General features: G+C 46.5%; 9 protein-coding genes and 1 tRNA gene. 5 read left to right on the top strand and 5 right to left on the bottom strand.

The window, feature by feature from the left end; all coding sequences use genetic code 11:
- Nucleotides 1–42: 42 nt before the first annotated feature.
- Nucleotides 43–2,496, bottom strand: a complete 2,454-nt coding sequence (locus tag K7X24_RS20105) for a DUF3772 domain-containing protein (protein WP_224558065.1) — start codon at nucleotides 2,494–2,496, stop codon at nucleotides 43–45.
- Between the two features lie 398 nt (nucleotides 2,497–2,894).
- Between K7X24_RS20105 and K7X24_RS20100 the strand changes: the two genes are divergently transcribed.
- The 4 genes from K7X24_RS20100 to K7X24_RS20085 all read left to right on the top strand — a co-directional run bounded on the left by K7X24_RS20100 (nucleotide 2,895) and on the right by K7X24_RS20085 (nucleotide 5,477).
- Nucleotides 2,895–2,971: transfer RNA gene (locus tag K7X24_RS20100), tRNA-Arg, on the top strand.
- 177 nt (nucleotides 2,972–3,148) lie between these two features.
- Complete coding sequence (locus tag K7X24_RS20095) at nucleotides 3,149–4,363, top strand: tyrosine-type recombinase/integrase (protein ID WP_224558064.1); 1,215 nt, start codon at nucleotides 3,149–3,151, stop codon at nucleotides 4,361–4,363.
- Between the two features lie 413 nt (nucleotides 4,364–4,776).
- Nucleotides 4,777–5,076, top strand: a complete 300-nt coding sequence (locus K7X24_RS20090) for a hypothetical protein (protein ID WP_224558063.1) — start codon at nucleotides 4,777–4,779, stop codon at nucleotides 5,074–5,076.
- Nucleotides 5,076–5,477: a hypothetical protein gene (locus K7X24_RS20085; protein WP_224558062.1), complete on the top strand. Its 402-nt coding sequence runs from the start codon at nucleotides 5,076–5,078 to the stop codon at nucleotides 5,475–5,477. Before K7X24_RS20090 ends, K7X24_RS20085 begins: the two co-directional genes overlap by 1 nt.
- A 216-nt stretch (nucleotides 5,478–5,693) precedes the next feature.
- Here K7X24_RS20085 and K7X24_RS20080 read toward each other — a convergent pair whose 3' ends face one another.
- Nucleotides 5,694–7,313: a hypothetical protein gene (locus K7X24_RS20080; protein ID WP_224558061.1), complete on the bottom strand. Its 1,620-nt coding sequence runs from the start codon at nucleotides 7,311–7,313 to the stop codon at nucleotides 5,694–5,696.
- A 351-nt stretch (nucleotides 7,314–7,664) separates the two neighbouring features.
- On the opposite strand from K7X24_RS20080, the gene K7X24_RS20075 reads away from it, so the two are divergent.
- Complete coding sequence (locus tag K7X24_RS20075; protein WP_224558060.1) at nucleotides 7,665–8,111, top strand: hypothetical protein; 447 nt, start codon at nucleotides 7,665–7,667, stop codon at nucleotides 8,109–8,111.
- Between the two features lie 473 nt (nucleotides 8,112–8,584).
- Here K7X24_RS20075 and K7X24_RS20070 read toward each other — a convergent pair whose 3' ends face one another.
- From K7X24_RS20070 to K7X24_RS20060, 3 genes are all read right to left on the bottom strand, one after another.
- Entirely contained in the window at nucleotides 8,585–10,495 is a 1,911-nt protein-coding gene (locus K7X24_RS20070) for a UvrD-helicase domain-containing protein (protein WP_224558059.1), read from the bottom strand.
- On the bottom strand, nucleotides 10,482–12,779 hold the full coding sequence (locus K7X24_RS20065) for an AAA family ATPase (protein ID WP_224558058.1): 2,298 nt from the start codon (nucleotides 12,777–12,779) through the stop codon (nucleotides 10,482–10,484). Before K7X24_RS20065 ends, K7X24_RS20070 begins: the two co-directional genes overlap by 14 nt.
- Nucleotides 12,780–13,229: 450 nt before the next feature.
- A partial coding sequence (locus tag K7X24_RS20060) for an inovirus-type Gp2 protein (RefSeq protein ID WP_224558057.1) occupies nucleotides 13,230–13,508 on the bottom strand: 279 nt, incomplete at its 5' end.

Genomic DNA, 13,508 nt, shown 5'->3' with positions numbered 1-13,508 from the left:
TCCGTTACCCGTTCACTGCCGGATAACGGATGGCTGAGCACATTATTTATCCTCACCCGAAATGCTATCAGGCAGCGCAAGCCCTGAGTTTTCCAGCACCATCTTCTGCGGTACGGCCAGCGGAATGTTTGAGGCCCGTAGCCGCTTGATAATCTCAAACAGCAGATCGCTCTTCGCTTCCGATACCATTCTCGGGCTGCTGACATAGCCGGTGACACTCAGCACCATGCCCGTTGGGTTTAACTGACTAAACTTCACTGACGGTGCGGGTGTTTCCAGAATCGCCTCATGGCTGATGTAAGCATCCAGCAAAAGCGTCCGAACTTCTTCAGGGTCGATATCCAGCGGGAACGTCAGCGCCAGCGTGGCAACCCCAAACGGGTTCCCCATCGTAATATTGCGCACATTCTGCGAAATAAATTGGGAGTTAGGCACGATCACCGTCGAACGATCGCCCAGCTGAATTTCCGTTGCACGCACATTAATCCGTCGGATATCCCCTTCAACCCCGCTGATACTGACCGAGTCGCCTACTTTCACCGGGCGCTCCGTCAACAAAATCAGGCCAGAGATAAAGTTCTTCACGATCTCCTGTAAACCAAAACCGATACCCACCGACAGCGCGCTGACAATCCATGCCAGCTTGTTCCATTCAATCCCTAATGTCGCCAGAGTCAGCAGGATAATCAGAATGTAGCCGATATTGCTGAACAGCGTCACCAGCGACGCCCGGATCCCGCGTTCTAACGTTGTTTTAGGAAGGAATTCATCTTCCAGCCAGCGTTTTGATGAGCGTAAAACATAAACCCCCACCACCAGAAAGAGAACAGCATTGACCAGATGCGCCGGCACGATGCTCAAGGTTTCCAGCCCTTTCCCACCCCAGATTTCAACGGCTTTTTGCACGAGTTCCAGCGGGGTCGTCGTACCAAACGTTCCGTTAAGTAAGGCGACGGCTGCCATTAAAATTAACAGGACTTTACTACCGGCCGACAGAATCAATGTGGCCTGAGCCAAATGCCGATCGTCCAGATTAAGCGAATTTTTCATTCGCTTGCCGCAGGCATTGTTGGGAGAAAAGAGGCTTTCGCAGATATCGGTAATAAACGTTGAGAACAAATACAGGCAGGAGAACACCATGCCGATCCACACCAGTTCGAACGCCAGGAAGCGAGCCAGTGAGATATAACCGATGACCAGCGACACCAAAATAGCAAACGCTGTCGCCAATACCGCAAGATGAATAATGCCAGATAATGTCGAACGCGCTTCCGGTTGTTCCCCTGAGTGCACCATCTGCCGACGGATCTGATCGCTTTTCAGCGTTATCGTCCCCGCAGTAAAGGCCAGGAACAGTGCAGATAAGCCGTTCACCATAATGGTTGCCGCGACCGATGTCCCTACCGTCGCCGTGACTTGTTCAATAAAACCGAAGATCAGAATAATGCCAGCAGAAACCACGGGAAACGGCTTCATCGCTTTTGCGACAGGGTTAGCAATCGCGGGCAAGCGCCATGAAGGGCGCTGATTCGAAAGGAATGCGCGCCCCAACCCAGCGATCATCGAACAGAAAATTGCCTGCCGCACCAGCGCATCAAGGAACGACACGACACGTTCTGAAGCCTCACCATGACGCGTAAACGTAAAGTCGATCAGATTCACCGCGATACCGATCGTGACCACGGTTGAAATAACTGACGCAGTGGCTAAAAAACTCCGCCGCAGACGCCCTTCCGGCAGCCAGTGAATTCCCGCCCAGGCCAGACATTTCTCGAGATACCGACGCCCCGCCGAACTCATGGCCATGGCGATCAAAATCAGGAGTGCAGAACCGTAACGCCAGTCCGGCTCCCAGACCACCGTAAAGGCATCACTTAATTGATCCTGAAAGGTGCTCAGGCGACGGACATCTTCAGCCTGCGGAGCCACAAGCGGTGCCCAGAAGCGCCCTCCCAGAATACTGCCGGAATTCAATGCCAGCTGCGTTTTCAACGCACTACGGCGCAGAGTAACAATTTGCGCGGACAAATTGGCCACCCCAGTGCGTAAAGCCTGAATCTGCTCGATCTGCGCATCCATTTTTGCTTTTTGCGTATTCAGACTGTTTCGCTTACGCGTCACTTCGCTGGTTTCATTAATACTGGAGCCGGACTCTGGCGCTGGCCCTAATACATCCAACTGAGCCTGAATTTGAGCCCGCTGCGGTGCCACAGCATTAGCAAGCTCGTTAGCGTTATTGACCAGTTCCTGCGTTGTGTCATTCAACGCGCCAAATTTGCTGTCGTTATTTGTGCCTGAAACCTGCTGCTTGATGTTATCTAACTGTTTTTGCAGCTTGATCAACTCGGCATCAACATTAATTTTTACGGGTGCATCGGTCTGCGCGGGCTGTGGGTCAGGATCAGAATCCGCACTCGCCGCCGATGCATATCCAACAGGCAGCAGCAACATCGCCAGCAGACAAACGCGCAAAAATGCGGATGAAAGAATGTTCATAAATCAAAAGGTTCCAAAGTTCGACAAAATAGCGGATCCACAAATGACTGAGCGATAAGCCTAGCACGTGAAAGTAGCCCACACTCATCCAAAACCCAACGAATGCGGGCATAGTGTACCAATAGCGCAGGATGCAGAATACGCCCGATCATAACTTGAAAAGAATTACTGGAAGCATCTAGCAGATAAAACTGAAATGTTCATTGCTATGTGTAGTTCATGTGGACGAGGCTCGCAATTGTGCAAAAAAGTCACACCAGAGAAAGCGATAGTCACAAAAGTTGTACAGGGATTCACCGTATAGCGTAAATCCAGCGCCAACCCGTTGACTCACTGGGATGTGTGGGTATAATCCAGCCCACTGTTGTGACAAGCAACAGCCATTTCTTTTTTGAAATGCGCCCTTAGCTCAGTTGGATAGAGCAACGGCCTTCTAAGCCGTAGGTCACAGGTTCGAGCCCTGTAGGGCGTACCATTTTAAGTTCTCCCAGACTCTACCGAATTCAACAAAACCCCGTTATATTCATTGATACCACTAGGATTTTCTGTCGCTGAGCTCGACCGAGGTCAACCCAGCATACCGGAAATCAAGTCGATGTTGGGGGCCTCTATGGGGGCTCTTCTTGTTCAATGACTATTAGGGGCCCCCATCATGCCACTTAATGCTCGACAGATAGAAACCGCCAAGCCACAAGATAAAGAATACAAACTCACTGACGGCGCAGGCCTTTATCTTCTGATAAAGCCGAACGGAGCCAAATATTGGCGTTTGAAGTACCGCGTTGCAGGGAAAGAGAAAAAATTATCTATCGGCGTATATCCTGATATCTCGCTTGCAGAAGCGAGATTAAAACGGGAAGAGGCTCGAAAAATCGTCGCTTCTGGTGGCGATCCTAGTGAACAAAAGCAGGTTGAAAGACAGGCTAAGAAAATCAACATCGATAACACCTTCAAAGCTATCGCATTGGAATGGCATGAATACAAACGCCCCAACTGGTCTAAGGGCTACGCTGAAGACCTGATGGAAGCCTTTGAGAACGACATCTTCCCTGATATCGGCAAGCGGCCTGTTGCTGAGATCAAGCCGCTGGAAATGCTAACCTCACTGCGAAAACTGGAAAAACGCGGCGTTCTCGACAAATTGCGTAAAATCCGCCAAGCCTGTAATCAAGTATTCCGTTACGCGATCGTCACTGGCCGAGCGGAGAACAACCCAGCATCAGAACTGGCAAGCGCCCTTCCTCCACCCAAAGCCACACACTATCCTCACCTTCTGCCAGATGAACTGCCGGATTTTCTACGCGCGTTATCAACGTATTCGGGGAGTAAGGTCACGCAACTGGCAACTCGTATCCTGATGCTTACCGGCGTTCGCACCATCGAATTACGACAAGCAGAATGGAAAGAGTTTGATTTTGAAAAAGGGCTCTGGGAAGTGCCGAAAGAACGCATGAAAATGCGCCGTCCTCACCTCGTTCCACTTTCCGATCAAGTGATCGATGCTCTGCAACAGCTCTACGCCGTTACCGGACGCTACAATCTGGTTTTCCCTGGACGTAACGACATTACCAAACCAATGAGTGAAGCCAGTATTAATCAGGTACTGAAACGAATTGGTTATCACGGTAAAGCGACAGGCCACGGCTTTCGCCACACAATGAGCACCATACTACACGAACAGGGCTATAACACCGCCTGGATCGAATTGCAGCTTGCCCATGTGGATAAGAACACGATTCGTGGAACGTATAACCATGCGCAGTATTTGGAGCAGCGAAGGGGGATGTTGCAGTGGTATGGGGATTTTATTGATGGGCTGGAACATGAAGATGTGAAGAAGGTTGTGGTGATGGGTAAGCGGAAGTAGGCAAGAGGACGATTGGCCGGAATTATTCCGGCTTTTGCATGATGTGTATATCACTCACTAATTTTACCGGTTTCATACTAGAGAGGTTCTGTGTAGCAGAAATATCCAAACTCATATCAGAATATAATACTGAAATATCAGATGGATTAGACATTACTCAACAGGACACTGATCTACGACAGAGTAAGGCTAAATCTCACTGTCGGCTATGAGCTGTGAGTTCAGCGAACATTGCTAGCACCATTCTGTGTGAATCAACAGGAAGCAGGTCAACCTATAGATCGGACAATAACAATTACCTTTGGGTTAATGCAGTTATAAGTGTTTCATGTACACTTATTATTGTATTTTTTGTTGCGTGTTGGCTGCAGATCACATAGTATGATTGCATGATAAGAAATCAGGAATGCAACATGGCCATAGACCCTTCAGAGACAGCAGAATTGATTTGCACTGCTATGGAAAAATTGAACAGACAAAAAGTTATCACTCGTTTTCAGATGTCACTAAAAGGCATCGGAGTGCTCGCTCAACGCGACTTTGTTGATCAAGGTTATTTAATGTTGCTCTCAACGGAATTGATTACACGTGGTTGGTGTATGTTCCAAGTCAGTCATACTAGCTATAGCCTGATCCGCCACGAGTCTGCCTCGAAGTTTCGCAAGCTGAGTAGTGATCAACTTTTATCTGCAATTCAGGGAGAGGAAAAATAATGAAAAACCGGTATTACTCTATTATTTTTGCCACTCGAAATATTATCGAAGCCGACGTCATGAAGGATTTGGGGAATAATATACGGTTCATTAATATGAGTGTTAATCCTAGGGGATTTGCTGGAAATAAAGGACTTACTGACAATTTCTTCCAAGCAAATAAAGAGTTCGTATGGACATTTGAAAGTAGGGAACAGCGGGACAGTGCACTAAAACGCCTTAATCAAATAGTTAGTAAAAATGTACTGTACACAATGAAGGTAAAAACATTGATGTCACCTTTACGTGCAGTAATGTGCAATTCAATCCGCCAACCAAAAATGACTGATAATTTGCAAAAAAGGTGGCAGCATCTGGTTTCTAGATCAACGGTCATAGCTCATAACAATTTGGTAATTTGAATGGGACTAACTATTGTCATAAAATAAATCTAAGAAGTCACAACTAAATCGTCGGAGAAAGCTCGTTATCTGGAATTGACACCCAGGATGATCAATAGCCAGCATGACGCATGTCTACCATGAACTGACTGTATAAGATCGTGAAGAATTTTTAACACTGCGATACCTTAATCAACTGGAAGCTAATCCAACAAGGATTAGCTTCCAGCCGTACATTTATTTTTCTTCATGTTTTGGACTCTTTCCCCATAGAGGCTTTATAGAGTGATATGAGCCACTATACGGATGTTTAGAATTATAGTTCTGCTGTTGAAGCAACAGACTATCAATATCTTTTTCTATTATTTTTCTGACTTGAGAGTGATATCGTTGAAGTGAGACGTTACTGATTGTATCTTCAATGCGAAGAGTAGGATCTTTTTTCACAAGATCGTAAACACCATCTTTAATTTTAATTTTGTTGCCGTCAGGGATGCCCATATATAGGTCATAAGATTTTAATCCTGCCTGTCGGACCTCAACACTGACACGCTCTGTACGTGTATTTTTACGACTGATTAACAACGTTTTATTTTTCTCATGCCATTCTTCAAAGGATTGTAAACTATGTATTATCTTCAGGAAATTACCTTGATAAGTCGTGTTAAATAACCAGTCGTCTGAACTCTTGACTTCACATTCTGTGTCAGTAACAGCCGGAATAGCACCTTTATTTCTTAGCATCTGTTCGGCAGGACAGCGATAAATGCTCATCAAGCAGTCTGCTAGGGAGTCGGCTGCATCATACAACGTAGCAGATTGAATGAGTTGCAAAAGAGTCTCTCGCTTGATGGAAATTTGGCAATAATCGCTATCCCATGCCAGGAACGTTTGCTGCTCTTCCTCTTCTGAGACGGTGCTGATTCCATGCTTAACTGTATTGAATTTCCATATAAACGGTGTTGATTGCGCGTATTTAAAATACATTTGAACATGCGACAACCACTGCATGATCTCAGAGGCATAGATGCCTTTAAACTGGTTTATCAGATAGTCAGCATAATGTGGTTCACACTGTTCAACAATTCTTTCTATGAAGTTGTTAAGCCCCTCATCGTTAATTAATTTTATGTAGACATGGAAAATGGGGGTTTCCCTCTTATTCGGTAGCAAGAAATTTGTATATACTTTTTCAAATTCGATGAGCCATGCGGGAATAGCAATATTGTGATTACGCAACTCGGTAATTAAGTCGTAAATTGCCTCAGCGAGTATAGGTAACGAGTCTATTTCATGAAAATGGTTTAACCGGGAAAGCAGCTCATTGCTGCATGAGTGTGCGATTGAAAGGTCTTGATGGCAGTAGCCTTTTCGAGCCTCAGGTGGAATTGGGGAACAATTTTTCAAGTCCTCAAGAATAGCAAACATGTCGTCCTGAATAAATTCCTCTAGGAGTTTACTGTGTTGAGCAAAGCGGCTCCCCTGCTCTGTTGGATGCCGGTTCATCTCCCTCCAAGTCTTCAGGCTGACGTTGCCCTTATCAAAACCTGCATACAGCTGATTCATGAAAATGAGCGCACTCATGAGACTATCTGTATTTTTTTCATTAAAATCATAAGGATAGTTATTATTCTGATAAATTTCCTCAATTTTTTTGCTTAGAGCTCGCAGTTTTGTCAGCACCATGTGCTGCTCAGCAAACCACTGGCTAAATTTCGGATCTTTATTAAGCTGCCGGGCCTTGAGGATGAGGAGAAGAACCTGCTCGCTAACAGCATCGTAAATGATCGGAAATGGAGAGATAGCACCAGAGAGAAGCGTGCAAAAGATATTTTTTTTATGTTCAGAAAGGTGCATGAAGTGTCCATTTTTGTGATGCATATCACATATTTGTTATCGATTTTTAGCTTTCAGCTCAGAAAGAATTTGAAAAAACCGCCTTTTTACATCAAATCGTTCGTTTACCGTTGTTCATAATAATCATTAAATAGATATTTATGTAGGAATAATTCACTAATATGATGGTAAAAAACTAAAATTTAAAAATAAATTAGATATTAAAAATTATTTTGATTTTTTAATCATAAAAAAATCACAAAAACATCAACTTGTTATAAATTAATAAATAACTTGATTTATTTTATTCATTATCCCTATGCTTGTTTTACCGGAGCAATGTCGCTCCGCATCATGTTCGAGGGAACAAATATGTGTGACGTAACGCAACAAGAAATTGGTGATGAACTGGAGCGGGCTCAGTTGTTGAAACAGACCGCAGAGGAGTTCATAGATATTGCCGAAGGCATCAACAACACGACGCGTGACAGACTGGAGGAAGAGCGTGATATCGGCCCCGATAGCAATCGTTGGGTATCTCTGGATGATATTCCATTGGGCGAGGAAGCCCTCCGGGTAAAGGAGGAACAGTCAAATATCGATACCGCAATCCAGCTGCTGGAAGACATCGCTGAAGGCAAAATACCTGCGGCTGATGTTGTTGAAAAATTCCAGGAAGTAGTTGAAGACCTGAACAGTATTGAAGGCACTCTTCAAGATGTAAGTGCAGAAGAAGTCATTAAGGCTTCGCAAACGCCTAATGATGACGATTTCTACCATGGGCATGATGAAGAATTCGATGAAGGGGAGGACGAATAACTGGCATGTTTCTCAATTCACGATGAAACAGGTCGTTAGTTTCAATCCGCCTGGTCACTATCATCAATCCAGAGCTGGTTTTGAGTAATGGATCATCCCGCATGTAAAAGAAAATCTGGTTATTACACATCGCTGACATCCGTTTCAACATACTGACGGCCCGGCTACAGCGGGGAGCCGGGCCGTCAGCCCTACGGTGCCTACCGGCTGGGCCGAAGGGCCGATAAGCTCCGCCGGACCATCGCAAGTTGCGTTTCGGGGCTGCGGCTGGAGTCTGATTGCGAACATCTGACCTGCTCCACGTTGATCAACACAGACTGATGTTAGTTACTTCCACTTCTGGCACAGAACAGCACTAAAAATCACTTCAGCAGCAACCGACCAAACGCAACTGTCCATGATTGACTATTTTGTCCCGTTTCAGTCATTCAAATTTCTATAGTCCAGTGACGCTGCAAGCTGAAGACTGTTTATCACAATCGCTCAATCTCATCGACAGTGAACCAGTGGTTACGAACCGCCGCAGCGATAAGAGCATCAGGATTTTCGGTATAAGCGACCAGAGCCAAGCTTTTTTTTGCGCGAGTACACGTGACATACAAGAGGCGGCGTGTGCGTATGATTCCGCTATCCGTTGCATCAGAAAGATGTTTGCGATCCGTATCCGATAAAGGTTTGGCCTCAAATAGTTTGTCATATGAAAATAAAAACCCACGCGCATCGCTGTCATCTAAGATCACTAGCACGCGTTCAAACTCAAGGCCTTTCACGCCCTGGTGGGTTCCGAACGGCCCACGGTCACTGACATATTCTGAGAATGGAATCGTCTGGTTGTACGGAGTTTCTAAAAATTCTCTCCAAGCCTCAAGACTCGAAGGTGACTGCCCTACTGACTCCTCTTCGCTATCTGACTCATCATCATCGTTGATCTGCTCGTTCTCCTCCATTGTGAGATCACCGAGGACAAAGGGGCGCAATGCCGATGGGATTTCGAATAACTGGTGTTCAGCAATGCATTTCAACACTGAGAGGAAGGTAGTACTGGATTGTTCAGTGTTGAGGGCAAGCAGCGCATCCACAGCAGAGCGTATCGGTTGTAGCGGATCTTCTGGAGTAGGGCTATTGGCAATGACTGCACGCTTAAGAAGCGGAGATGTTGCCCGCAGATGGGCCATAACCGCGAATCTGTCATCGGCACGCGCCGCAGCGACAAGTGGAGCAACACGTTCAGTGAACAACCTAATGCCAGCTAACTCCCCGGTTCGTAGTCCTGTCGACAAGCTAGAATCCCGATCCAAGGCTTGGAACATGTCAAGGAAACCACATCTTGATGCCGCCATGTGGTGTTCTAGAGTGAGTGATTTGATCGCAGCTCCGTTGCTCCAATCAGAATCGTTGCATAGAGTTGCCATCCGCTCACGGACATGCAGCTCAAATTCTGGTTTGTCTAAAATATCATTGGGGGCGACGAAAAGACGGACAAAGCCAACTTCGCTGTCATCACGCGCCACCTGGCTTTGGCTATCAATCGGTGCTCGCAATACGTTGCCTAGCGCAATGACACGCTGAGGCGAGCGATGGTTCAACCGTTTGACCGGACGCGCCCAATCCGCTGGTACTAGGCGCTCCAACTCGGGATGGCCGTCAAGGAAGATCCGCTGCATGGTATCACCGAACAACCCCAGACCGAATTTTCCTTTATTCGCAGTTGCGAGCGTAAAGAATGCTTCAAGTAATCCCTTATTGGTATCCTGGCTCTCATCGATAAGCAGAAAAGGATATTTATTGACAAGAACCGCCTGCATTGATGGTTTTGTCTCAATGAACGAAGCCGTTATCTTTAACACCTCAGTATGCGATAGTGAATCCTGTCCATAATTGTCGCCGTTAGGGTTGTAGGTGAAACGTCTTGGCACACTGAGCCATTCAAGGCGTCGCATTATTGAAGCAATCGCGCGTTCGCGATCCATAGATGCTTTACCGGCACGCCCTTTCGCTTGCTTCTCGCGTAGTTCAGCAAGATTGGTCGGGAGCGTGTTGAGAAGCCATTCTTGGATATCCCTATGGTAGGTTTCAATATGCCGCCAGCAAAAACTATGGATCGTCGAAATCGGAAATAAAGAATCCTCACCTACACGTTCAGCTATCTCATCGGCTGCCGCATTCGTATACGTGATCACCGCAATTTTCTTGCCCCAACGTCGAAACAACGCGCCATGTTCGGCGCGAAACGCATCAAGCGCATTTTTCAACGAACGTGTTTTTCCAGAGCCAGCACTTGCATAGAGGAAAAAACTTCTAGGGGCGGAAGGATTTAGGCAAGCACGAATTTGCGTGTCAGCTCCGTCGTCAAAATCATGTGGTGCCGTCTCAATCGTTATCATGAACTGGCCCCGCCTTGATTTCGTTATTCACTACATCGTTACCAACAGCGCTTTCAAACCATTTAAGACCAGCAGCGATATAGCTAGGTGGTATCAATGCTTTGGGATCTTCGAGCATCAAACAATCGAGCGCAAACGCCGCCTTCTCAGCGGTTTTTAGCAAATCGAACAGTTCACTTTCAAGATCATCACCCGCAAGATCTTGTGTCACTATTTCACGGATCTTTTTTGATGTGACTGAGCCTTCGAGATTCGCCAGCATGGCAAGGTTTTCAATGATCAGGGCATCCTCAAATGTCCGGGGTATGATCAAAGTATCCCCATCACATGGAACCTTAACAGGCTTTTGGTAAGCGACGTAAAGTTCATAGCCACTGCCCGTCGTCGATGCATGTCCCTCTGGAGGCAATGCGATTAGTTCGTCGATCGAAACCTTTCCGGGATGCCACTCTTTCAGCACAGAGTTTGCTGTCTGTTGCTCTTTACCCTTCTCGGGACGAGCTGATCTCCAGCGCGTCGTTTTCTTACCGTTCTTGTCGGTTATCTTGACTGCCATCGTCGCGTCAAGATCGCTGATAATCAACGTTGCAACACCGAGCACATCAACCAGATCGCGAAATTTATGCGCGTGGCTGCCACCGAGTTCAAGTAATGTGATATAGCGTCTTGATAGCTCAGGGAAATGATGACGAATGAAATGAGGTACAAGGATGCGCTCAGCCTGCCCTTCAACAAATATAACTCCATCAGCAAAAAACAGATCGCAATGCGTAGCCTTGAGATACCGCTTTACAAAGCGCTTAGTATCGTCACCGTTACCAAAAATATGTGAAAGATTAGCGACCGTTGTTGTTGGTGTTTCTCCCTGACTCGCAGCAGGTCGACGACGGAAATACCGCAAATTGGCGAAATCAGCTTCATGAGCGACATGACTCGAATGGGTACTAACAATCAGTTGAGTGCAATAGGTATCGATATCACCAAGATCGTCATGTTTCCTGAGGAGACCATATGCTTTGTTAATGAAGACCTGCTGAACCTGAGCGTGAAGATGTGCCTCAGGCTCTTCAACGAGCACGAGGTGCAGAGGCTGAATCTCATGTGACACATCCGAACCTTCGAGGAGGCCAGCCTTTTTGACTCGCATCCATTCGTCACGGAACCCCATCAGCATAAACACCATGGCGATCAAGTTCTGATAACCAAGCCCAGAATAGTCTTCTGGGAGTTTGAGCGTCTTGGTTCCATCGCCCAAGGGGTCAGCAACTTGATACTGTACCGAGGAGCCATGTTTCATCCCATCCGTCGCACGAAGAAGCGTCGAGATTTTTAGTTTGGGATTATTCATGCCGGGATAACCCAAGTCTTCGAGTTCTTCGAAGGCTGCGGCGAACCCGGCTTCCAGACGGGCGTCAAAACTACGCTCAGCAGCTTGGATCGCTCCCAGCGCCTCGTAGTCTTTTTCCGAAGGCGTTTTCGACGGGTCGAGATGGCGATCGTAATAAGAACGAAGCTGGTCTGATAGGCGGCGCTTGAATCTGCGATTAGCAGTCTCGCTCTTATCTTCACCACCATCCTTGCTCCCAGCATCTGCGAAGTCACGCTGTGCGGCAATTTCATCGATCTTGATAAGATTTTTAAATGGAGGATGGTCGAACGCAAGCACATTCGCTGGCAGTATTTGTGGTGTCGCAAGGCCATCATGCCCTGGCAGCGTTACCGCAGTTGGGTCGAGAGGATAGGCCACGAGTTCAAGATGTGCCCGTAACCTACGGTCTAGAAACTCAGTCAGACTGCCCGGCCATAACGCGATCTTGGTTCTTTTACCATCCGGTCCAGATATTGATGCATCCCGCGCAGCTGAACGCTGTATGAGATACTCAGTTTTGAGTTCGTCTAGGTCTTTAACCCGATAAGAAAGCCGCACACCCAGCATGCCGCCGGACCAATCCAGCGTAGGGAGAATATTCACAACATGTTGGATCTCGCTAAGCGGTACATCGAGCCATACATCGAGTGAAGGAAGAAGCGCATTCAGATCGACTGTTGGCTCCCTATCTACCTCCCACTCATCACCCAAGAGATCAATTTTTGTCCAGTTGGCAATCGTTACATCACGTAGTGCCAGACTATTCGGTGAAAGTAGAAAAATGCGTAGTGCCAGCATTGCCGAAGTTTTGCCACTATTATTAGCGCCAACAAGAATCGTCGTTTTTTTATCGAAGTTTAAATGCATGCACTTCAGTTTTCGAAAATTCGTAATTTCAACGAATTTAATTCGCACATTAACTCCCTATCCCCTGCAACGGGGAATTAGATATTAAGTCCTTGCGTTCGCTCTGAATCGAATAGTTAACATATGGGACGATTATATAGCGCGATAGAGAGTAAACATTGCTCTTCCCTCTGCTCCCCAAAGCACTAGTGCATCATCGACTTCGATCCCCATTACTGCACATTAAAGAGTAGTTTTTCCAATACGCGATTGAAGGACACTCAACTTATAATGCACAGGAAAATTAGTAACGCTTTCGTTTTTTGCACCGTTGGTAACAATAAGACTTGATGTCACCGAAGGCAGGATCGACTGGGTGATAATGTTCGTTTCAGTCAGATGAATCCTGTTTACACCAGCCATAACAGAATTCATCAATAACAAGGATGTGTAAGCATTTTTACACATACCAACATTTTACTTCACGATCAGAAACACAGTTTCGAATCATTGAACTCATCAACGCTGACTACACCCAAACGACCGTTCTTCCCTGCAATACGATTTGGTTCGCTCTTTGGCGAAGTAGCTAACCCTGAACGTCAGTCGATCATAAATCGTTCGATAATCTTCAGCGTTGATATCCAGATAATAGAGCGGGTTTTCAGGGAAGTGTACCAACGTCCGGTAATCGGACTGGTTACTCAGGCCTAACCCACTCAGCCATGCTGCCTGTATCAACGATGCTAACCCCGTTCCGCTTTCGTCATACCTTCCCAGGCCACTGAACGTGTCTTT

This window comes from Pectobacterium versatile, assembly GCF_020166435.1.
In the GTDB taxonomy this organism is placed as follows: Bacteria; Pseudomonadota; Gammaproteobacteria; order Enterobacterales; family Enterobacteriaceae; genus Pectobacterium; species Pectobacterium versatile.
The sequence above is the reverse complement of the archived record's forward strand: the minus strand, read 5'-3'. Positions and strand labels throughout refer to the sequence as shown.

Coding starts and splice junctions, on each gene's coding strand:
- K7X24_RS20105 (WP_224558065.1), bottom strand. CDS start 2,496: ATGAACATTCTTTCATCCGCATTTTTGCGCGTTTGTCTGCTGGCGATG.
- K7X24_RS20095 (WP_224558064.1), top strand. CDS start 3,149: ATGCCACTTAATGCTCGACAGATAGAAACCGCCAAGCCACAAGATAAA.
- K7X24_RS20090 (WP_224558063.1), top strand. CDS start 4,777: ATGGCCATAGACCCTTCAGAGACAGCAGAATTGATTTGCACTGCTATG.
- K7X24_RS20085 (WP_224558062.1), top strand. CDS start 5,076: ATGAAAAACCGGTATTACTCTATTATTTTTGCCACTCGAAATATTATC.
- K7X24_RS20080 (WP_224558061.1), bottom strand. CDS start 7,313: ATGCACCTTTCTGAACATAAAAAAAATATCTTTTGCACGCTTCTCTCT.
- K7X24_RS20075 (WP_224558060.1), top strand. CDS start 7,665: ATGTGTGACGTAACGCAACAAGAAATTGGTGATGAACTGGAGCGGGCT.
- K7X24_RS20070 (WP_224558059.1), bottom strand. CDS start 10,495: ATGATAACGATTGAGACGGCACCACATGATTTTGACGACGGAGCTGAC.